The organism is Streptomyces sp. NPDC012510, from assembly GCF_042955065.1.
Taxonomy (GTDB): Bacteria; Actinomycetota; Actinomycetes; order Streptomycetales; family Streptomycetaceae; genus Streptomyces.
The window spans coordinates 39,376-59,366 of sequence record NZ_JBIBEN010000033.1 but is presented as its reverse complement, the minus strand read 5'-3'; the positions used below and the strand labels follow the sequence as shown (position 1 = coordinate 59,366).

Genomic DNA, 19,991 nt, shown 5'->3' with positions numbered 1-19,991 from the left:
TGGGATTCAGGAATGGAACGGGAGTCCGGCGTCGGCCACCAGCTCCAGATCGTCGGTGTCCTCGGCGGGCAGCAGCGTGGCCGTGCCGTCGGTGACCGGCACGATGCCCAGCTCCAGCAACTCGGCCATCGCGGCGCTGCCCGCCATGTCCCGCACCTGAAGCTGGTACCGCGCCGTCGTCCGATACGTACCGCCGTTGTCGTCCCCCGTGCGCTGCAGGAAGCCCGAGTCGGTCAGGAAGCCCACCGCCTTGCCGATGATGCCGGTGGTGGACCCCGCCAGTCGGCGCGCGTCCTTGGTGGCCCCGGTGGAGCTGCGTCTCGCCCAGATCCGCCAGGCCGACTCCAGGCCGGGGGCGCCGGTGGCCGGGTCGGTGTTCTCCCCCTGCTCCTCGGCCCGCTGCTCCAGCCGCCGACAGGCCTGCCTGACGAAGGCGTCGACCCCGTTGACCGAGACCCGCCCGATGTACCCGTCGTCCGCGAGGTCCTCCGGCCGGGGAAACGCCATCGCGGCGACTGCGAGATGGGCCAGCCCGTGCAGGAACCGGTCCATGGAGTCCGCCGACGTCCGCCGCGCGTAGTCCCCCATCCGCACCGCGAACACCGAGTCCTCGGCCGCCGTCACCGCCATCCCGGCCCGCGGCGACACCTCCAGCACGACGAGCCCGAGCCCGGTCGCCACGGCATCGGCGATCCGGGCGAACGCCGGATCCTCCCGATACCGCCGCAACAGCTCGCCGTACTCCTGGTCCCGGGCGGGCTGCAACTTCGGCTGCAACCCGAAGGCGACGAGCCGAGCCGCGTCAGCGGTGTCGGCGGGAGTGAGGGCAGCGGCCACCGGGGCAGCGGCCGTCTCCGGCTCACTCCACTCGACGTGCTCACTCACGGCGGAACTCCTTGATCTCATGACAAGAGGGCGGGGCAGCAAGGTAAGGGGCGCGGGGAACCGCGTCACCCGCCACGGACAGCCCGCACTCCACGTACGCCCGGCGGTTCTCCGGCACTCCCAGCGGATCGCTCACGCCGCCTCCCGGTCCGCTGCCATCCCCGCCGCGTCCAACAAGGCCATTCCCACGATGAGATCGGCCCCGCCGAACTCGGGATCGTCCAACTCCGTCCCGTCGTCCACGGCGAACAGCAGCTTCTCCTCCCCCTGCCGATAGGCCGTACCGACGGGCGGGCTGGCCGCGTGCACGGCCAGCAGAGCGACCAGATAGGGCAGTTCAGGATCCTTGAGCCGTGCCTCGGCCAGCAGCCCGGACAGCCGCCGCGGCGCGTCCGCCGGCAGGTTCAGCAACTCCTTCGCCGCGGCGAACTGCTCCTCGCTGAACCGGCTGTCGTCGGGCGTGGTGATCAGATCCGGCTCCGGCATCTCCGCCCCGAGGTGCTCGCGCTCCACCGGCGGAGTGAACAGCAGGTCCACCAGATCCCCCACCCGCACGGACCCCGGTGTACGCAACCCCGTCCCCCGGCCGAAGAACGCGTCGGTCACCCTGCGCGCCTGCTCCACCGGCAGCGGCAGCAAGGGCGCGAGCAGATGCCCGTAGAGGTCTGTCCCCGAGGTCGTCATCGGTGTGCCGAAGGCCTGCCGGTCCTGCTCCGCGCGGAACAGCGGGCCCGCCTCCAGCAGCCGTGACTGCAACTGCGTGTGCCGTCGGATGCAGTCCTTGACGATGTCCACCAGCTCGGCGGCCCGCCGCTTCTGCTCGGGATCCTCGGACTCGTCCCGGGCCTTGCGGATGTTCGTGAGGATCGCGTTCTCATGACGGTAGCGGTCGGCGACATGGTCGAGCGCCTCGGCGATCATGTCGGGCACGGCCCGCAGCCAGTCCACCGCCCGGACGTTGCGCCGCGTGGCGTCGAGCGCCTTGCGCAGCGTCTCCGAGTACTGCACGGTGCGGTACCGCGCCTGCTCGGCGGCGAGCTGGGCGTCGGCGAGCCGGCCACGGCTGATCAGCACCTCCAGCTTGACCTCGGCGGCGATCTGGGCGCTGGTGACATCGGTGTCGAGGGCGCCGACCAGGACGTTGACGGCCTCATCGGTCGTACGGAGGTAGACGCCGCCCCCGTAGCCGGGGACCTCCTCGATCAGCTTGAAGTCGTAGTCGCGGCGGACATAGGTGCCGTCCGGCGCGAACGTCCCGTACACGGCCCGGAAGCCCCGGTCGACGCTGCCGACGTTGATCAGGTTCTCCAGGACCCAGCGGGCCACCCGCTCGTGTTCCTCCACGGGGCGGCGCGGAGCCTGGGCGGCGATGCGCGGGATGAGGCGGGCGACGATCTGGTCGTGGTCCGCACCCGTGTCGAAGTCCATGTTCAGTGTGACCAGGTCGATGGCGGCCAGGGCGACCTCGGCCATGCCGTACACCGAGTACTCGCCGGCGAGGTTCGCCTTGCGCGCGTCCAGGTCGTGCAGCGGCGCGGTGCAGGCGAGCGCGCGCAGCCGCCGCGCCAGTCCCTCGTCCGCGGCCGGGCCCGGCGCGGGGCGCGACCCCGCGCTGAACTGGGGCGGAACACGGTCCGTCGATACGGGTGAAGTCACGGTGCACAGACTAGGTGGTGGGTCCGACAACGGCCCAAACGCTCCGCCGGGCGAGCCGGGCGAGCCGGGCGACCCCGAGGTCGTCTCCCGGGGGCGGCGCGCACGGGAACGCCCGCGCGATCCCCCGCGCCCTTACGGGGCGCTGTCCATCACCCTGCGCCCGTACACCTCCACCAGCCCTTGGAGCGAGTCGTCGAGATAGCCGGCCAACATCCGCTCGGCCTCGTCCCGCTCCCCCCGCTGGAGCTCCCGCAGGATCAGCAGGTTGCGCGCCAGATACGGCTCGTACAACGTGCGCGGATTGTCCACCACGTGGAACGCGAGCCGCAGTTCGGCGAAGACGCTGCGCATCAGTTCGTCGGTGCGGGCGCTGCCGGCGAGGGCGACGAGTTCGCGGTGGAAGTGGATGTTGGCGGTGGACACCCCTTTCCAGTCACCTTCGCGGGCCTCCCGCTGCCCCTCCGCGACCGCTTCGGCCAGCCCGTCGAGGCCGTACGGCGGCTCCCCGAGGCCCCGCACCACGGCGCACTCGACGAGGCGGCGGGTGCGGTAGATGTCCTGCACGTCCTCGACGGTCAGCACCCTGACGAAGACCCCTCGGTTGAGCTCGTGCACGAGGAGGCGTTCATGGGTGAGCAGACGGAACGCCTCGCGGAGGGTGTTCCGGGAGACGCCGAGGGCGCCGCCGATGCTGTCCTCGGACAGCCGTGTCCCCGGCGGGAAGAAGCCCTCGGCGATCCGGTTCCGGAGGATGTCCGAAACCCGCTCGGCGGTGCTGGTCCGCCCCAGGAGGGCGCGATCGTCGGCAAGTCCGGTCAGTTCGGCGGCCATGCCCGGAATTCAATCGCAGACCCGAGAACGAAACAACACGGGTATTGAGGGATCGTTCAACAATCCTCTACCTTACTGGGCAGGCTCACTCTCCTCCCTCACTGCGAGGTGCCCATGAGCACGACTCCTCCCTCCCCTGTCCCCACCTCCGCGACCGCGCCCGCCCCGGGCCAACCGGCCTCCGACGAGGGCGCGTTCGGCTGGCTGCGCGCCCTCGGTCCGCGCGGGCGCCGGGCTTTCGGCGGCGCGTTCGGCGGCTACGCGCTCGACTCCTACGACTACTTCACGCTGCCGCTGAGCATGGTGGCGCTGGCGGCCTACTTCGGTCTGGACAGCGGCCAGACCGGGCTGTTCACCACCGTCACCCTGGTCGTCTCCGCGATCGGCGGCGCCGCCGCGGGCGTGCTGGCGGACCGGATCGGGCGCGTGAAGGCACTGATGATCACCGTCGCGACCTACGCGGTGTTCACCGTGGCCTGCGGCTTCGCACCCAACTACGAGACCCTGCTGGTCTTCCGCGCCCTCCAGGGGCTGGGCTTCGGCGGTGAGTGGGCGGTCGGCGCGATCCTCGTCGCCGAGTACGCGAGCGCCAAGCACCGGGGACGTACCCTCGGCGCCATCCAGAGCTCCTGGGCCGTCGGCTGGGGCCTGGCCGTGATCGTCTACACGATGGTCTTCTCGTTCTTCGACGACGACCTCGCCTGGCGCGTGATGTTCTGGACCGGCGCGCTGCCCGCCCTGCTGGTGGTCTGGGTGCGCCGCTCGGTGAAGGACGCGCCCGAGGCGGCGGCCGCGCGGGAGCGGAGCGCCGAGAAGGGCTCCTTCGCCGCGATCTTCCGACGGGGCACGGCCTCCGCCCCAGGCCTGCTGCGCACCACGGTCTTCGCGGTGCTGCTCTCCACCGGTGTGCAGGGCGGCTACTACACGCTGGCGACCTGGGTCCCCACATACCTGAAGACGGAGCGCGGCCTGTCGGTCGTCGGCACCGGCGGATACCTCACGTTGCTGATCTCCGGCGCCTTCATCGGCTATCTCACCGGCGGCTATCTCACCGACCGGCTGGGCCGCCGACGCAACATCTGGCTCTTCGCCGTGCTCTCGGCGCTGTGCATCCTGGCGTACGCGAACATCCCGAGCGGCGCCGACAGCCTGCTCCTCGTCCTCGGTTTCCCGCTCGGGTTCTGCATGTCGGCGATCTTCAGCGGCTTCGGCTCGTTCCTCAGCGAGCTGTACCCCTCGGCGGTCCGGGGCACCGGTCAGGGCTTCACGTACAACACCGGGCGCGCGGTGGGCGCCGTCTTCCCCACCACGGTCGGCTTCCTGGCCGACAGCTGGGGCGTGGGCGGCGCGTTGGTCTTCGGCGCGATCGGCTACGGCCTGGCGGCGGTCGCCCTGCTCGGCCTCCCGGAGACACGCGGAAAGGAACTGGTGTGAACCACATGACCACCCGGGGCCGGCCCCCGGCCCGCACTACTCCGTCACCCCCGCCCGACTGCCCGTTGACCCTTCTCGACCCACACGCGCACGCGTGGACCCCCGAAAAGGCGCGCGCCCGGTTCCGTTCGGGCCTCACGGGACCCACCGCCGGGGTCGCCGCCGGGCACACCCAGGCCAATCTGATCTCCGTACCCGCCGACTGGGCGTACGAGATGCTGCTGTTCTGCCAGCGCAACCCCAAGCCGTGCCCCGTGCTCGACGTCACGGATGCCGGGGCCTGGACGACCCCGCTGGCGGAGGGCGCGGACCTGCGCACCGATCTGCCGCGCTACCGGGTGTGGGAGCACGGCGAGTTGGTGGCCGAGCCGACGGACGTGGTGAACGTCTGGCGGGACGATCTGGTGTCGTTCCTGATCGGGTGCAGCTTCACCTTCGAGTGGGTGCTCACCGAGGCGGGTGTCCCTATGCGCCACATCGAGCAGGGTCGCAACGTCTCCATGTACGTCACCGGCCGGCAGTGCCGGCCCGCCGGGCGGGTGCGGGGCCCGATGGTGGTGTCGATGCGCCCGGTGCCGCCGGGGCATCTGGCCGCCGCGATCCGGGAGAGCAGCCTGCTCCCGGCCGTGCACGGCGGGCCGGTGCACTGCGGCGAGGCGGCGGGCCTCGGCATCGCGGACCTGTCCCGCCCGGACTTCGGTGACCCGGTGGACGCCGAACCGGACGACATCCCGGTGTTCTGGGCCTGCGGAGTGACGCCCCAGGCCGCGGTGATGGCCTCGCGCCCGCCGTTCGCGATCACCCACGCGCCGGGGCAGATGTTCCTGACCGACGCCCGGGACGAGCAGTACCGCGTGCTCTGACGGACGCGGTCCGCCACGTGCCGACCGCCACGAGGACCAGCGCCACCACCTCGGCGAACACCCGCGTCACCGCTGCCGGAAGGACCGGCAGCAAGACCGTCGGAACGACCGGTGTCACGCCCGTCGGAACGACCGGCGTCACCGCCACCGGCAGGACCGGTGCAACGAGCAGCAGAATGGGACTCATGACCTCCATCGACCTCAACGCCGATCTCGGCGAGGGCTTCGGCCGCTGGACGCTGACCGACGACGAGCGACTGCTCTCCGTCGTCACCAGCGCAAACGTGGCCTGCGGCTTCCACGCCGGTGACGCGGCCACCATGCGCCGGGTCTGCGAGCAGGCGGCGCAGCACGGCGTACGGGTCGGGGCCCAGGTCTCGTACCGCGACCTGGCCGGCTTCGGGCGGCGCGCCATGGACGTGCCGTCCGCCGAACTGGCGGCCGAGGTGGCGTACCAGATCGGTGCCCTGGAGGTCTTCGCACGCGCGGCGGGCACGCGCGTGGCGTACGTGAAGCCGCACGGCGCGCTCTACAACCGTGTCGTGCGCGACGAGGAGCAGGCGGCGGCGGTGGTCGACGGGGTGCGCCTCGCCGACGCCACGCTGCCCGTCCTCGGTCTGCCCGGCTCACGCTTCCTCAAGGTGGCGGAGAGGGCCGGGCTGCCCGTCGTCACCGAGGCGTTCGCCGACCGCGCCTACACCGACCAGGGCACCCTCGTGCCGCGCGGCCAGGACGGTGCCGTGATCACGGACCCCGACACCGTGGTCGAACGGTCGGTGGATCTGGCCCTTACCGGCACCGTCCTTGCCCGTTCCGGCCAACGCATCCCCGTCCGCGCCCGCTCCTTGTGCCTGCACGGCGACACACCGGGTGCGGTGGAGCTGGCCCGCCGGGTGCGGGCCGAGCTGACCGCCTCCGGAGTGCGGCTGGAGGCCTTCGTATGAGGACACTGCCGGTCGGGGACCACGCGCTGCTGATCGAGGTGGGCACGGGCGAGGAGGCCGAGGCCCTGCACGCGGAGCTGTTGCGCCGCCGCGCGACGGGCGAGCTGGCGGCGGCCGAGATCGTCCCCGCCGCCCGTACGGTCCTCCTGGACGGCCTCGACGAACCGTCCCGCCTGGCCGAGCGCCTCGCCGGCTGGGACGTACCGCCCGTCCCCGCGCGCGCGGAGAACGTCGTCGAGATCCCCGTACGGTACGACGGCCCCGATCTGCCGGACGTCGCCTCCCACTGGGGTGTGGACGTGGCCGAGGTCGCCCGTATCCACGCCGCCGCCGAGTACCACGTGGCGTTCTGCGGCTTCGCCCCCGGCTTCGGCTACCTCACCGGGCTGCCCCGCGAGGTCCCCCGCCGGGCGACCCCTCGTACGGCCGTCCCTGCGGGATCGGTCGCCCTCGCCGGCCCGTACACCGGCGTCTACCCCCGCTCCTCCCCGGGCGGCTGGCAGCTGATCGGCAGGACGGACACGGTGCTGTGGGACCACACGCGCGTGCCGGCCGCCCTGCTGTCGCCGGGGACCCGGGTCCGCTTCACTCCCGTGGGGGCGCCATGACCGATCACGCACTCGTGGTGGTGCGGGCCGGTGCGCTGACCACGGTCCAGGACCAGGGCCGCCCCGGCCACGCCCACCTGGGCGTACCGCGTTCGGGAGCGCTCGACGCGCCCGCCGCCGCGCTGGCCAATCGTCTGGTGGGCAATCCGCCGGAGGCCGCCGTACTGGAGACCACCCTCAACGGCTGCTCCGTACGCCCCCGCTCGGCGGTCACCGTGGCCGTGGCAGGCGCCCCCTGCCCGGTCACCGTGGACGGCCGCCCGGTGGCCTGGGGAACACCCGTGCGCGTGCCCGGCGGGGCTCTCCTCGACATCGGTCCCGCCCGCTCCGGCGTACGCGGCTATCTGGCCGTCTCCGGCGGTGTGGCCGTGGAAAGGGTGCTCGGCAGCCGCTCCACCGACCTGCTGTCGGGCCTCGGCCCGCCGCCCCTGACGGACGGCGCCGTGCTCCCTCTCGGCCACCCGGCGCACCTTCCCGCGCGCGTGGACGTCGTCCCGCACCCGGCGCCTCCCTCGGAACTCGTGCTGCACGTCACCCTGGGCCCCCGTGACGACTGGTTCACGGACACCGCGCTGCGCACCCTCACCAGGCATCCCTACACCGTCTCCTCCGCGAGCAACCGCATCGGGCTGCGCACGGAGGGTCCGACCCTGGAACGCTCCCGGCCGGGCGAACTCCCCAGTGAGGGAATGGTGCTGGGCGCCGTCCAGGTTCCGCCGGACGGCCGCCCGGTCGTCTTTCTCTCCGACCACCCGACCACCGGGGGCTACCCGGTGATCGCAGTGGTCCACCCCGCGGATCTGCCCGCCGCGGCCCAGGCCACGCCGGGAACGCCCGTGCGGTTCGTCGTCGTACGGCACCGCCACTGACCTGCCGTCGACGCACCGCCACCGCCCCATGACACCGAAGCGTCACCGGGCGACCGCAGACGAACCGCCGCCGACCCGCCGCAGCGGACCACCGCGCACCCGCCCGCGCGGGGGCGGCAGTGGTGACGGGCCCGGCCCGGTGGCGACCCCGGCCTCTCCGAGCAGTCGGCCAGCCGCCCTCCGCGGCATGCGGAGGGCGGCTGGCCGTTGGTGCTCGGAGAGTGCGTGAACGACAGTGTCGACCTCTGCTGCCGCCGGGCGCGGGGCCCGCCGGCAGCCCTACCGGTGTCGGTCGCCGTCCTGGAGGTGGCCGCGTCGCCGTGATTCTTTCCGCGCGGGGAACGTCCCATGAGCGGTGCGCCGCACACGGTTCCAGGTCGGGCCGTGTTCATGCCCTCCTGATGCCCGAGTCACCCGGTGTTCACATTGCGGGCATGTCAGGGCCGATTCGGCTGCGCACGGCTGTCTGGACCTCGGCCTCCTCGGCCGGGTCGGCGGCCAGTCGGCGGAGTTGGTCGACGACGCGGACGTCGCCGGTCTCGGCGTGCCGGGCGGCGATCTCGCGGGTGGTCTCCTCGCAGTCCCAGAGGCACTCGACGGCGAAGCCGGCCGGGAAGGAGGGGTCGGTGGCGGCGAGCGCGCGGGCGGCTCGGCCACGTAGGTGGGAGGAGGCGGTCTCGCGGTAGATGTGGCGCAGGACGGGTGCGGCGCAGGCGATGCCCAGGCGGCCGGCGCCGTCGACGAGGGTCCACAGGGTCGGCGCGTCGGGCCCTTCTCCGCGTACGGCCTCCCTCAGCGCGCCCAGCACCAGGTCACTGTCCTTGGAGCCGCCGAGACAGGCGAGCATGCGTCCGGCGGCGGCGCCCAGCGGGTCCGGCCGGTGCACCCAGCCGCGTGCCCGGTCGACGGCGGCCACACTGCGCATCCGTTCGAACGCGTCGACGGCGGCCTCCACGACCATCGTCGTCCCGTCGGTCACGGCGCCCTCGATCAGGTCGAGGGCGTCGGGATCGTTGCCGTCGGCGAGGTAGCGCAGGGCGGTGCACCGGGCGCCGTCATCACCGGACCGGGCGGCCGCGAGAATCTCGGGCCGGTCCTCGGGTCCGGCGACAGCCGTGAGACACCGGGCGGCCGGCACATGGAGGGCGGCTCCGCGTTCGATGCCCTGCTGGGCCCACTCGAACACGGCGCTGACACTCCACCCCGGCCGGGGCCCGCTCGGGCGCATCTGCCGCTGCCAGCGGTCGAAGCAACCGGTCTCATGGGCGGCTCGCACACGTGTGGCGACCGCCTCGCGGGGATCGTCGGCCCACAACCGCCAGGGCCGTGGTTCGAAAGCGTCACGGACGGCGGCGGCCAGCTCGGCCTCGCCCTCGGGATCGGTGGTGAAGCGGGCCAGGACGGGTTCGGCGAGGGCACGCAGACCTTCGTCGTCGTCCCTGAGGGCCAGTTCGTCGAGGGCCCAGGCCCAACTGGTGCCCACGGCGGCGTACCCGCGCAGCAGGTCGAGCGCGTCCCGCCTGCCGTAGGAGGCGAGGTGCCCGAGGACCGCGAGGGCCAGCCCGGTACGTGACTCGTCGGTGTCCAGCACGTCCTCGGCGTCGAAGAGGTGCCGCTCGATCTCGTCGAGCTCGCCGCCCAGGTCGAGGTAGAGACGGGCGTAGTACAGGGAGCGGTTCTCCACCTGCCAGTCGTGGCGGGGGTCGCTCAGCACACACTGGTTCAGTGCCGCGAGCGCCTCGGCCCGCGGGGCGGTGAGCGCGTGCAGGGTGCCGTCGCCACGGCCCCGCTGCAGCAGGCCGAGCAGCGTACCGCTGGGCGCTATGACCGGTTCGAACATGGGAAACAGCCTCACATCAAGCGTCGACGCAACCGGGGATCTTGCTTTACCTGGCCGCGTGACAACACGTCGGAGCGCCCGCCGTCTCTTGCTTGCTGTAGACCATCTTCCTCTGCCTCTCGTCGGTGGCCCATGCGGACCGCATCACGGCCCACGCGGTGCGGCAACACCTGCCCAGCCATCATGTCCGTGAATCACGACGTCATGATGACCCGGCGGTTCTTCCTGCCGCGACCGAAATTTCCGGCGGCCCCGTACCGCCTCCCCCGTCTTTCGTGTTTTGCCTGGTCAGAACATGTGAATCAGCGTGCTGCGAACAGTTCTAGCAGTTCGATCTTGCCGAACATCCGTGCGGTGTCGACGGCGTTCGGCGTGCCGGCGAGCGGGTCGGCCCCGCCGTCCAGAAGGATCCGGACGACGCTCTCCTCGCCCTTGAAAACCGCCCCGGCGAGGGGAGTCTGGCCTCGGTCGTTGACGCGGTCCGCCTCACCGCCACGGGCCAGGAGGGCCCGTACCGCATCGGCGTGACCGTGGTACGCGGCGAGCATCACGAGCGAGTCGCCGCGGTCATTGGTGAGGTCGGCCGGAACACCCGCGTCGACGTACGCCACGAGCGCTTCGGTCTCGCCCCTGCGGGCCAGATCGAAGATCCTGGTCGCCAGCTCCACGACCTCGGGGTCGGGGGCTTCGCTCATCGCCGGGCCACCTCTCAGATGCACGTTTCGAGCCGAACGGGTGAATCGCCAGAGTACTGGCTTCTCGCGCACATGCGCGGACAGAGCCGAGGCAAAGATCACACCGAGTCCCGCCGAACGCAACAGCCCAGCCCGGACGGCCCAGCGCCGATTCGACCAGCCGGGTGAAATTCTCAGATTTTCACCCGTATGCACCTTTTATCGTATGGATACATGCTGTGACCTTGGAAGAACTCATGGTGACTGTCCCCACCAACCAGGAGAGCCCAAATGATCCTGAACATCTCAGGCGTGGTCCTGCTCGGCGTCATCGTCTTCCTGTTCTTCCGCAAGGACGGCCTGAAGGCCTCGCACGCCATCGTCGTCACGCTCTTCGGCTTCTACCTCGCCAGCACGGGCGTCGCCCCGGGCATCACAGCCGGCGGCGAGAGCCTCGCGAGCCTCCTCGGCGGGATCAAGTTCTGACCCCGTCCCCATCCGCACGCACCCCCAGGAGACAGCCGTGGCCCGGGTCCCTCTCCCCCGCATTCTGAGCAGCGGCACGCACCTCGCCAGGAGCCGGGAGCTGGCCCGGACGGCGGCCGACGGCGCCACCGACGTCCTCCACCCGCTGATCACGATCACGCGTGGACTACGCCGGCTGGTCGCCGTCGGCCGGCAGAGATGGGCCGAGACACCGAAGGACCGGCGAGGGTCGCTGCTCTTCCTCGTGGCCTCGGCCCTCCTGGTCGTGACCCTGGTGCCGTACGGCCCGCTGCTCGCCGTCATCGCCCTGATGGCGGCGGCAGCCTGGGCGGGCCGCCACAACGGTGCCGAGTCCACCGGACCCGACGAGTCCCAGTGCCAGCGTCTACGGTCCCTCTACGACGCCCTGGTTCCCTGCTTCTCGGCAGCCGAGGACCCCGAGCCCCTCTACTCGCACGGCGGCGCCTGGGACAAGGCCTTCCCCAGCTACGCGTTCGACGGCACCGGCCGCGTGAGCCAGCTGCTGATCCGCTACCCGGCCTACTTCGCGGACGGCGACGCCGAGTCCCGCGCGCGCGTCGAGCAGTTGCTGCGTACCAAGGCGGGCCACGGCCGCGAGTACTCGTTCGCCTGGGACGAGGAGGGGAACGAACTCGCCGTCACTGTCCTCCCGCCGCTCGCCACGGACATCACCGCCCAGCGGTTCGTGACGGCACCGGGCGAGACGGTCCTCGGCTTCACCGACGCCGCCCATGTCCAGCGCACCCTTCCCCTGGCCTCCGGAGAGGAGGAACTCCCCTCCGGAGAGGAACGGCGCGACGTACCGCCGGTCATCTGGCGCACCGGCGTCCGCTCCACCGAACCGCACCTGCTGGCCGTGGGAGAACCGGGCAGCGGCACCACGACCCTCCTCCGCTCGATCGCCCTCCAGGCGCTCCAGCACGGCGACATCGTCGTGGTCGAGGGCGGTGCCGGCGGCGAGTACACGTGTCTCACCGGCCGCGACGGCGTTCTGGCCGTGGAGTGCGGCCTCTCGGGGGCACTGGCGAGCCTGGAGTGGGCGTCCCAGGAGACGGAACGCCGGCTGATCGCCATGAACCGGGCGCGCCAGGCGGGCCATCCCCCACCGGGCGACACCCTCCGCCCCCTCTGGCTCCTCCTGGACCGCCCGAGCGTCCTCACCCATCTCGCCACCGCCGACGGCCAACGCGATCCGCAGTCCCTCCTCCAGGTCCCTCTCCGCCACGGCCGCGCGGCCAACGTCACCGTGGTGGTCACCGAACAGTTCGACCACCTGGACACCCTCACGGACGCGGTACGCCGGCACACCCGCGCGCGGGTGGCCCTGGGCCCGGCCACCGCCGAGCAGATCGAAGCGGTCCTGGGCGCCCCGCCCCCGACCACCCCCACTGCCGACCTACCGCCGGGCCGCGGCTACGCCCGCCTGGGCCCCGCCCCCGCCCTTCGCCTCCAGGTCCCCGCCACCCCGGACCCCTGCGACGAAACGACCCCCGACGCCCACCGTGAGGCAGTCCTGTCGCTCCTCCCACCCCACACGACCCCACCGGACTCCCTCACCACCAAGGCAGCCGTGGCCGAGACCTGAGCCGACCGCGACCGCACCTGGCTAGGGGCGCCGACGTTCCGCACACGCGGCTACGGCCGCTGCCGCTTTCCGCACGTCCAACCTCGACCCCTACGCTCCGCACGCCCCACTCGGGCCCCTACGCTCCGCACGCCCCACTCGGGCCCCTACGCTCCGCACGTCCAGCCGCAGGCACCCCCGCACGCGCGGGCGCGGGCGCAGGCGCAGGCGTCCGGCACGCCCAGCCACGGCGCGGTCGCACCACACACCCAGCCGCAGGCGCTCCGCACGCTCGGCTGCGGGCGGTCGTGCCGCTGGGGCGGCACGGGTGGGCGCGGGCGGCACCGGCAAGCGCCGGTGAGCGACGCCCCACCCCCGCCCAGCCAGAGCCACCGGGCGCCCGGCCACCACACGCTCATGCCACGAACGTCCGCGGCCCCTCACCCCCACCGGACACCCCGTCCCGCACCAGCCGCGCCGCCGCGGCCAACCGCACCGCCGCCTCCTCGGCAACCGCTCCCCCCACGGTGAACGGCAGCCGGACATACCCCTCGAAGGCCCCGTCGACCCCGAAGCGCGGCCCCGAAGGCACCCGCACCCCCACCCGCTCCCCCATCTCCGCGATCCGCGACCCCGACAGCCCTCCCGTGCGCACCCACAGCGTCAGCCCACCCCGAGGCTCCGAGAACTCCCAATCCGGCAACTCCCGACGCACCGCCGCCACCAACGCGTCCCGGTTCTCCCGCGCCTGCGCCCGCCGAACCCCCACCGCCCGCGCCCACCCGCCGGTACTCATCAGCCAGTTGACGGCCAACTGCTCCAGCACCGGCGTCCCCAGGTCCGCGTAGGCCCGCGCCGCGACCAGGCTCCGGATCACCTCGGGCGCGGCCCGCACCCACCCGATCCGCATCCCCGCCCAGAAGGCCTTGCTGGCCGAGCCGACCGTGATCACCGTGGAACCCGCCGGATCGAACGCGCACACGGGCCGAGGCATGTCGACACCCTCGTCGAGCCACAGTTCACTCATCGTCTCGTCCGCAACGAGCACCGTCCCGGCGGCCCGCGCCGCGTCGACGAGCCCCCGCCGCCGGTCCTCGTCGGCGAGCGCACCGGTCGGATTGTGGAAGTCGGCGACGACGTACCCGAGCCGCGGCGCCGCGTCCCGCAGCACCTGCCGCCAGCGGTCCATGTCCCACCCGGCGAGCCCGTCGGCCATGGCGACCGGCACCAGCCGGGCCCCCGCCTCCCGCATCAACTGCAGGATGTTGGCGTACGACGGCGACTCCACCGCGATCCGCTCACCGCGCCCCGCGAAGAGATGGCAGATGGCGTCCATGGCGCCCATCGCCCCCGTCGTCACCATGATCTGCTCGGGCATGGTCGGGATCCCGCGCGCGGTGTACCGGTCGGCGAGCATCGAGCGCAGCGCGGGCAGTCCGGCCGGATAGTCGCCGTGTGTGTGGGCGTAGGGCGGCAACTCCTCCAGCGCGCCCTGCACGGCCTTGGTGAGCCAGGGCTCGGGCGCGGGCAGGGCGGCGCAGCCCAGGTCGATCATCGAGCCGAGCGTCTCGGGCGGCAGCGGTTCCAGGCCGCGTGCGGGCAGCGGCTTCCCGGCCGGTACGGCGGTCCAACTGCCCGCCCCGCGCCGGGACTCCAGGAACCCCTCGGTGCGCAGGGCCTCATAGGCCGCCGCGACGGTCGTACGGCTGACGGACAGGGCAAGCGCCAGCTCCCGCTCGGCGGGCAGCCGGGCGGCCACGGGCACGCGGCCTTCGAGGACGAGCACCCGGACGCCGTCGGCGAGCGCGCGATAGGCCGGCGGGCGCTTGCTGCCGGGTCCAGCGGGGCGGTCCTGCTGGGAGTTGAGCATGCGGGCGAGCTGTGCGGCCCCCACCGCCGAAGTCCACTGAGACAAGGTTTCCAGTCCACCTTCCCCGAATTGGCCATAGATGACTTTGTTCCTCAAGCCACAGGGTGGCATGCGTCAAGCCACTACCACCACAGGGGGGCGTCTCTTGTCCGGACACGGGCATCTCGCGCGGCGACTGTCGCAGCTCTATGTCGGTCTCGCGCTCTACGGCGCGAGCTCGGCGCTTCTCGTCCGGTCGGGTCTCGGCCTCGAACCGTGGAACGTGCTCCACCAGGGCCTCGCCGAGCGGACCGGCCTGTCGATGGGTGTCGTCCTGACCATCCTCGGCGCCGCCATCCTTCTCCTGTGGATCCCGCTGCGTCAGCGGCCGGGCCTCGGCACGATCTCGAACGTGCTGGTGATCGGCGCCGCGATGGACGCGACGCTGGCGGTGACCCCGGACGCCCGGACACTCGGTGCCCGTGTCCTGCTGATGATCACCGGGATCATCCTCAACAGCGCGGCGACCGGCCTCTACCTCGCGGCCCGCTTCGGTCCCGGACCGCGCGACGGGCTGATGACCGGCCTGAACCGGGTCACGGGGCTGTCGATCCGTCTGGTGCGCACCGCCATCGAGCTGACGGTCGTCGCGACGGGCTTCGCCCTCGGCGGCACGGTCGGCATGGGCACCCTGCTCTACGCCCTCTCCATCGGCCCCCTCGCCCAGATCTTCCTGCGCGTGTTCGCCGTTCCTTCGGCACCCGGCAGCACGGTCGTTGCCACCGGGCCGTCGAATCGGGCCATACTGCCCGGGTGACCGCCCTCATACGCCACCCCTACCTCGACCATCCGGGCCCGATCGCCTTCGCCCACCGGGGCGGGGCGGCGGACGGCCTGGAGAACACCATGGCCCAGTTCCGCCGGGCGGTGGAGTCGGGTTACCGCTACATCGAGACGGATGTACACGCCACGCTCGACGGCAGACTCGTCGCCTTCCACGACGCGACCCTGGACCGGATGACCGACGGTGCGGGCCGGATAGCGGACCTGCCGTGGAAGGAAGTCCGCCACGCCCGCGTGGCGGGCGTCGAACCGGTCCCCCTCTTCGAGGAACTCCTCGAAACCTTCCCCCAGGTCCGCTGGAACGTCGACGTCAAGGCGGAACCCGCGCTCCACCCCCTGCTCAACCTCATCGCCCGCACCGACTCCTGGGACCGCGTCTGCGTCGGCTCCTTCTCCGAGCCCCGGGTGGCCCGCGCCCAGCGCCTCGCCGGACCCCGCCTGGCCACCTCGTACGGCACGAGCGGTGTCCTGGGACTGCGGCTGCGCTCCTGGGGCATTCCCGCCACCGTGCGCCGCTCCGCCGTCGCCGCGCAGGTTCCCGAGTCGCGGTCGGGGGTGCCCGTGGTCGACCCCCGGTTCGTGCGCGCCGCCCACGCGCGCGGGCTGCAGGTCCACGTCTGGACCGTGAACGAACCGCAACGTATGCACCGGCTCCTGGATTCGGGCGTCGATGGCATCATGACCGATCACATCGACACGCTGCGCAAGGTGCTTGAGGACCGGGGGACCTGGGTCTGACACCCGCGCGCGGCCCGTTCTCGGGGAAGCGAGGAGCACGGGTGGGCACCGACACCGTGCGGACGGACGCGGGCGACGAGGCCGCGGGCAGACGGCGCGAACAGCGCGGCTGGTACTTCTACGACTGGGCCTGCTCCGTCTACTCGACCAGCGTCCTGACCGTGTTCCTCGGCCCCTATCTGACCGAGGTCGCCAAGTCCGCCGCCGACGCGGACGGTTATGTGCACCCCCTCGGCATACCGGTGCGAGCGGGCTCCTTCTTCGCGTACTCGGTGTCCCTGTCGGTGATCCTGGCCGTCGTGATCATGCCCCTGGTGGGCGCGGCGGCCGACCGCACGGGCCGCAAGAAGCCCCTCCTCGGCGCGGCCGCCTATCTCGGCGCCGCCGCGACCGCCGGCATGTTCTTCCTGGACGGCGACCGCTACTTCCTGGGCGGCGTCCTGCTGATCATCGCGAACGCGGCACAGTCCGTCGCGATGATGCTCTACAACTCCTACCTGCCTCAGATCGCGCCCCCCGAGGAACGCGACGCGGTCTCCTCCCGGGGCTGGGCCTTCGGTTACGCGGCCGGCTCCCTGGTCCTCGTCGCCAACCTGATCCTCTTCACCGCCCACGACGCCTTCGGTGTCTCGGAGGGAATGGCCGTCCGTATCTGTCTGGCCTCGGCGGGCCTGTGGTGGGGCGCCTTCACCCTGATCCCCCTCCGCCGCCTCCGTGACCGCCGTACCCCCGAGGGCACATCGGACGGGATCGAGGAGGCGACGGCTCCAGGCCTGCGCCAGTTGGCGGCCACCGTCCGCGACATGCGCCGTCACCCCCTCACCCTCGGCTTCCTCCTCGCGTACCTCGTCTACAACGACGGCATCCAGACGGTGATCTCCCAGGCCTCGGTCTACGGCTCCGAGGAGCTCGAACTGGAACAGTCCACGCTCATCGTCGCGGTCCTGCTCGTACAGATCCTGGCTGTGGGCGGGGCCCTCGGGATGGGCAGGCTCTCCCGCCGCTACGGAGCCAAGCGCACGATTCTCGGCTCGCTCGCCGCCTGGACACTGATCCTCGCCGCCGGCTACTTCCTCCCGGCCGGGGCTCCCCTCTGGTTCTTCGTCCTCGCCTCGGGCATCGGTCTGGTCCTCGGCGGCAGCCAGGCCCTCTCCCGCTCGCTCTTCTCCCATCTCGTACCGCCGGGCAAGGAGGCCGAGTACTTCTCCGCGTACGAGATGAGCGACCGTGGCATGAGCTGGCTGGGCCCGCTGCTGTTCGGTGTGACCTACCAGCTGACCGGAAGTTATCGGGACGCGATCATCTCCCTGGTCGTCTTCTTCGTGCTGGGTTTCGCCCTGCTCGCGCGGGTTCCGGTGCGCCGGGCGATCAGCGACGCGGGCAATCCCGTACCCGAGAGGATTTAGCGCCCGGAGCGAAAGGGCTGTAGTGTACGCGTTTGGCCTGCCAGGCGTACCGTTACTGCGCGTCAAAGATGCCGAAACGCAGGGTGACATCTGCTGTCAGATGTGACAAACCGGGCGCCGGTGGGTACTGCATTGATTGACAAGGCTGCGGCCACGACGGCGACGCATGACCCGGAACGGGACACGGAACGGGAATCTTTACCGCCGACCGGACGTTGACCGGATGACGACGACAGCGACACCTGTCCTGTGGGCGACAAGCCCGGGAGGCACGATTCATGAGTGAGCGAGCTCTTCGCGGCACGCGCCTCGTGGTGACCAGCTACGAGACGGACCGCGGCATCGACTTGGCTCCGCGCCAGGCCGTGGAGTACGCATGCGAGAAGGGGCACCGCTTCGAGATGCCCTTCTCGGTCGAGGCGGAGATTCCGCCGGAGTGGGAGTGCAAGGTCTGCGGGGCCCAGGCACTCCTGGTGGACGGCGACGGCCCTGAGGAAAAGAAGGCCAAGCCCGCGCGTACACATTGGGACATGCTGATGGAGCGGCGTACCCGTGAGGAACTCGAAGAGGTCCTCGAAGAGCGCCTCGCGGTCCTCCGCTCCGGCGCGATGAACATCGCGGTTCACCCGCGAGACAGCCGCAAGTCCGCGTAGACCCTCCGGGGGTTGAGCGGACGACACAGCGCAAACCGATGACCGCGGGCGCCGTACATTGACGTACGGCGCCCGCGGTCTTCGTCTTGGCAGGTCTTGGCAAGCGGGCTTTGAGGTGCGGGCAGCCCCTTTCAGGGGCGTGTCGAAGGGGCGCAGCCCTTGGGGATGGGAACGGGTAGGGGCGGCACGGGGGCGAGGAAGAACCGCCTCAGCGACTCAGCGGCGGCCGCGGCCCCTCGGCCGAGGCCTCACCGGAACCCGCATCGTCCCGAATCACCTCACCCTGCACGACCTTCCCGTCGGGACGACGCATCCGCGCCTGCTGGAACGCATCACCCAGCCCTCCGCCACCAGCCTCCCGAATCTTCCGCTCGAAGGTCCGCTCCGCGAACCGCCCCAGCCCCTTCTGCACGGGCGGGACCAACAGCACCAACCCCACCGCGTCCGACACCAGACCCGGCAGCATCAGCAACAGACCGCCCAGCATCAAAAAGCCGTTGCCCTCACTCTTGCCGACGGCTCCGCCCCCGGCCCCCGCCCCGGCCACACCCCCCTGCTGCTGTTGCAACGTCTCACTCAACGCCCGGAAGGCCCGCCGTCCCGCCCGCTTGACCACCGCGGAGCCGACGAGGAAGCCGGCGACGAGAAGCAGGAACACGGTGAAGCCACCGGCCGCGCCCGCGACCACGGTGAGCAGCCAGATCTCCAACACCAGCCAAGCGGCCACGCCCAATGGCAGAAACGTGCGCAGCCGGGAACGCCGGGGCCGGGCAGGGTACGTCGGGGGCGGAGCGCCAGTCGTCATGCTCCCAGTGTGCCTGGCCCCGGCTCAGCACGGGATAAGGGGATGATCAGCCTCGGCCTGAGCCCTGCCTGCCGCCACCGACCTCTTCGCCGTCCCTCTTCTCTGCGCCACCTTTGTCCTCTTTGCCGTCCCCGGCCCCTTTGCCGTCCCGCCCCAGAACCTTGCCGACCCGCTCGCCCACACCCCACGCCGTGACCCGCCACAGCGCCTCGACGAGGATGTCCCGGCTCATCTTGGAGTCGCCCAACTCGCGCTCGACGAAGGTGATGGGCACCTCGACGACGTGGTAACCCGCCTTGATCGCGCGGCGTGCGAGGTCGACCTGGAAGCAGTAGCCCTGGGAGGCGACCTCGTCGAGGCCGAGTCCTTCGAGGGTCTCGCTGCGGAAGGCCCGGTAGCCGCCGGTGACGTCACGGACGGGGACGTCGAGGAGAACCCGGGAGTAGAGGCTGCCGCCGCGGGAGATGAACTCGCGGGACTTGGGCCAGTTCACCACACGCCCGCCCGGTACCCAGCGGGAGCCGAGGACGAGGTCCGCGCCCTTGAGGGCGGTCAGCAGCCGGGGCAGTTCCTCCGGCTGGTGGGAGCCGTCGGCGTCCATCTCGATCAGGACGCCGTAGCCGTTCTCCATGCCCCAGCGGAAGCCCGCGAGGTAGGCGGCGCCGAGCCCCTCCTTGCCCTTGCGGTGCAGTACCTGGACCTGCTCGTCCTCGGCGGCCAGTTCGTCGGCGAGCTTGCCGGTGCCGTCCGGGCTGTTGTCGTCGGCCACCAGCACGTGAGCGTCGGGGACGGCCTTGCGCACCCGGCCGACGATCGCCTTGATGTTCTCCGCCTCGTTGTAGGTCGGGATGATCACCAAGGCAGTGCCGAGCGGGCCGAACCGCCTCTCCTGGCCTTCCGCCGCGAGGGTCCCGTCGCCGTCGTTCACTGCTGCCCCTTCATGTCCGTACGCAGGGGACCACCATAGTGGCCGCGGCCTGCTGAAAGTGTCGGCTCGTGTCCAGGGGAGTGTTGATTCAACA

General features: G+C 71.6%; 20 protein-coding genes. 11 read left to right on the top strand and 9 right to left on the bottom strand.

The window, feature by feature from the left end; genetic code table 11:
• Positions 1-6: 6 nt before the first annotated feature.
• The 4 genes from ACFY9I_RS38995 to ACFY9I_RS38980 all read right to left on the bottom strand — a co-directional run bounded on the left by ACFY9I_RS38995 (position 7) and on the right by ACFY9I_RS38980 (position 3,372).
• Positions 7-885 carry a hypothetical protein gene (locus ACFY9I_RS38995; protein ID WP_391011280.1) on the bottom strand — a complete coding sequence of 293 codons (879 nt, stop codon included), beginning with the start codon at positions 883-885 and terminating at the stop codon, positions 7-9.
• A complete protein-coding gene (locus ACFY9I_RS38990; RefSeq protein WP_391011277.1) occupies positions 878-1,021 on the bottom strand; it encodes a hypothetical protein in 144 nt (47 codons plus the stop codon). Before ACFY9I_RS38990 ends, ACFY9I_RS38995 begins: the two co-directional genes overlap by 8 nt.
• A complete protein-coding gene (locus ACFY9I_RS38985) occupies positions 1,018-2,541 on the bottom strand; it encodes a hypothetical protein (RefSeq protein WP_391011274.1) in 1,524 nt (507 codons plus the stop codon). Before ACFY9I_RS38985 ends, ACFY9I_RS38990 begins: the two co-directional genes overlap by 4 nt.
• Positions 2,542-2,673: 132 nt before the next feature.
• On the bottom strand, positions 2,674-3,372 hold the full coding sequence (locus tag ACFY9I_RS38980) for a GntR family transcriptional regulator (protein WP_391011272.1): 699 nt from the start codon (positions 3,370-3,372) through the stop codon (positions 2,674-2,676).
• A 114-nt stretch (positions 3,373-3,486) separates the two neighbouring features.
• Here ACFY9I_RS38980 and ACFY9I_RS38975 point away from each other — a divergent pair, with 114 nt between their 5' ends.
• From ACFY9I_RS38975 to ACFY9I_RS38955, 5 genes are all read left to right on the top strand, one after another.
• Positions 3,487-4,806 (top strand): MFS transporter, encoded by a 1,320-nt coding sequence (locus ACFY9I_RS38975; protein WP_391011269.1) that lies wholly within the window; start codon positions 3,487-3,489, stop codon positions 4,804-4,806.
• Between the two features lie 5 nt (positions 4,807-4,811).
• Positions 4,812-5,669 (top strand): putative hydro-lyase, encoded by an 858-nt coding sequence (locus ACFY9I_RS38970; protein WP_391011333.1) that lies wholly within the window; start codon positions 4,812-4,814, stop codon positions 5,667-5,669.
• A 185-nt stretch (positions 5,670-5,854) separates the two neighbouring features.
• Complete coding sequence (locus ACFY9I_RS38965) at positions 5,855-6,613, top strand: 5-oxoprolinase subunit PxpA (RefSeq protein WP_391011266.1); 759 nt, start codon at positions 5,855-5,857, stop codon at positions 6,611-6,613.
• Positions 6,610-7,221, top strand: coding sequence for a carboxyltransferase domain-containing protein (locus tag ACFY9I_RS38960; protein ID WP_391011263.1), 612 nt, complete (start codon positions 6,610-6,612; stop codon positions 7,219-7,221). The genes ACFY9I_RS38965 and ACFY9I_RS38960 overlap by 4 nt, the downstream gene beginning before the upstream one ends.
• Complete coding sequence (locus ACFY9I_RS38955; RefSeq protein WP_391011260.1) at positions 7,218-8,090, top strand: 5-oxoprolinase/urea amidolyase family protein; 873 nt, start codon at positions 7,218-7,220, stop codon at positions 8,088-8,090. Before ACFY9I_RS38960 ends, ACFY9I_RS38955 begins: the two co-directional genes overlap by 4 nt.
• A gap of 421 nt (positions 8,091-8,511) precedes the next feature.
• On the opposite strand, the gene ACFY9I_RS38950 is transcribed toward ACFY9I_RS38955, so the two are convergent.
• Together ACFY9I_RS38950 and ACFY9I_RS38945 are read right to left on the bottom strand one after the other, a co-directional pair.
• Complete coding sequence (locus ACFY9I_RS38950) at positions 8,512-9,930, bottom strand: HEAT repeat domain-containing protein (protein WP_391011257.1); 1,419 nt, start codon at positions 9,928-9,930, stop codon at positions 8,512-8,514.
• A gap of 302 nt (positions 9,931-10,232) precedes the next feature.
• Positions 10,233-10,625 (bottom strand): ankyrin repeat domain-containing protein, encoded by a 393-nt coding sequence (locus ACFY9I_RS38945; RefSeq protein ID WP_391011254.1) that lies wholly within the window; start codon positions 10,623-10,625, stop codon positions 10,233-10,235.
• A gap of 270 nt (positions 10,626-10,895) precedes the next feature.
• On the opposite strand from ACFY9I_RS38945, the gene ACFY9I_RS38940 reads away from it, so the two are divergent.
• Positions 10,896-11,090 carry a hypothetical protein gene (locus ACFY9I_RS38940; RefSeq protein ID WP_391011251.1) on the top strand — a complete coding sequence of 65 codons (195 nt, stop codon included), beginning with the start codon at positions 10,896-10,898 and terminating at the stop codon, positions 11,088-11,090.
• Between the two features lie 37 nt (positions 11,091-11,127).
• Positions 11,128-12,696, top strand: coding sequence for a hypothetical protein (locus tag ACFY9I_RS38935; protein ID WP_391011248.1), 1,569 nt, complete (start codon positions 11,128-11,130; stop codon positions 12,694-12,696).
• A 394-nt stretch (positions 12,697-13,090) separates the two neighbouring features.
• Here ACFY9I_RS38935 and ACFY9I_RS38930 read toward each other — a convergent pair whose 3' ends face one another.
• Positions 13,091-14,590, bottom strand: a complete 1,500-nt coding sequence (locus ACFY9I_RS38930; protein ID WP_391011245.1) for an aminotransferase class I/II-fold pyridoxal phosphate-dependent enzyme — start codon at positions 14,588-14,590, stop codon at positions 13,091-13,093.
• Between the two features lie 64 nt (positions 14,591-14,654).
• Here ACFY9I_RS38930 and ACFY9I_RS38925 point away from each other — a divergent pair, with 64 nt between their 5' ends.
• From ACFY9I_RS38925 to ACFY9I_RS38910, 4 genes are all read left to right on the top strand, one after another.
• Positions 14,655-15,341, top strand: a complete 687-nt coding sequence (locus tag ACFY9I_RS38925) for a YitT family protein (RefSeq protein ID WP_391011242.1) — start codon at positions 14,655-14,657, stop codon at positions 15,339-15,341.
• Entirely contained in the window at positions 15,338-16,105 is a 768-nt protein-coding gene (locus tag ACFY9I_RS38920; protein WP_391011239.1) for a glycerophosphodiester phosphodiesterase family protein, read from the top strand. Before ACFY9I_RS38925 ends, ACFY9I_RS38920 begins: the two co-directional genes overlap by 4 nt.
• 41 nt (positions 16,106-16,146) lie before the next feature.
• Positions 16,147-17,511 carry an MFS transporter gene (locus ACFY9I_RS38915; protein WP_391011236.1) on the top strand — a complete coding sequence of 455 codons (1,365 nt, stop codon included), beginning with the start codon at positions 16,147-16,149 and terminating at the stop codon, positions 17,509-17,511.
• Between the two features lie 278 nt (positions 17,512-17,789).
• Positions 17,790-18,164: an RNA polymerase-binding protein RbpA gene (locus tag ACFY9I_RS38910; protein ID WP_003977404.1), complete on the top strand. Its 375-nt coding sequence runs from the start codon at positions 17,790-17,792 to the stop codon at positions 18,162-18,164.
• 208 nt (positions 18,165-18,372) lie between these two features.
• Here the strand turns inward: ACFY9I_RS38910 and fxsA are convergent, their stop codons facing one another.
• Positions 18,373-18,969 (bottom strand): FxsA family membrane protein, encoded by a 597-nt coding sequence (fxsA, locus tag ACFY9I_RS38905; RefSeq protein ID WP_391011232.1) that lies wholly within the window; start codon positions 18,967-18,969, stop codon positions 18,373-18,375.
• Between the two features lie 46 nt (positions 18,970-19,015).
• A complete protein-coding gene (locus ACFY9I_RS38900) occupies positions 19,016-19,897 on the bottom strand; it encodes a glycosyltransferase (RefSeq protein ID WP_391011229.1) in 882 nt (293 codons plus the stop codon).
• Positions 19,898-19,991 lie beyond the last annotated feature (94 nt).

What these genes read in the sequence shown, in the direction of transcription:
- ACFY9I_RS38955 (WP_391011260.1), top strand. Translation starts at nt 7,218, where the DNA reads ATGACCGATCACGCACTCGTGGTGGTGCGGGCCGGTGCGCTGACCACG.
- fxsA (WP_391011232.1), bottom strand. Translation starts at nt 18,969, where the DNA reads ATGACGACTGGCGCTCCGCCCCCGACGTACCCTGCCCGGCCCCGGCGT.
- ACFY9I_RS38980 (WP_391011272.1), bottom strand. Translation starts at nt 3,372, where the DNA reads ATGGCCGCCGAACTGACCGGACTTGCCGACGATCGCGCCCTCCTGGGG.
- ACFY9I_RS38970 (WP_391011333.1), top strand. Translation starts at nt 4,812, where the DNA reads ATGACCACCCGGGGCCGGCCCCCGGCCCGCACTACTCCGTCACCCCCG.
- ACFY9I_RS38965 (WP_391011266.1), top strand. Translation starts at nt 5,855, where the DNA reads ATGACCTCCATCGACCTCAACGCCGATCTCGGCGAGGGCTTCGGCCGC.
- ACFY9I_RS38925 (WP_391011242.1), top strand. Translation starts at nt 14,655, where the DNA reads ATGCGTCAAGCCACTACCACCACAGGGGGGCGTCTCTTGTCCGGACAC.
- ACFY9I_RS38960 (WP_391011263.1), top strand. Translation starts at nt 6,610, where the DNA reads ATGAGGACACTGCCGGTCGGGGACCACGCGCTGCTGATCGAGGTGGGC.
- ACFY9I_RS38940 (WP_391011251.1), top strand. Translation starts at nt 10,896, where the DNA reads ATGATCCTGAACATCTCAGGCGTGGTCCTGCTCGGCGTCATCGTCTTC.
- ACFY9I_RS38950 (WP_391011257.1), bottom strand. Translation starts at nt 9,930, where the DNA reads ATGTTCGAACCGGTCATAGCGCCCAGCGGTACGCTGCTCGGCCTGCTG.
- ACFY9I_RS38945 (WP_391011254.1), bottom strand. Translation starts at nt 10,625, where the DNA reads ATGAGCGAAGCCCCCGACCCCGAGGTCGTGGAGCTGGCGACCAGGATC.
- ACFY9I_RS38910 (WP_003977404.1), top strand. Translation starts at nt 17,790, where the DNA reads ATGAGTGAGCGAGCTCTTCGCGGCACGCGCCTCGTGGTGACCAGCTAC.
- ACFY9I_RS38975 (WP_391011269.1), top strand. Translation starts at nt 3,487, where the DNA reads ATGAGCACGACTCCTCCCTCCCCTGTCCCCACCTCCGCGACCGCGCCC.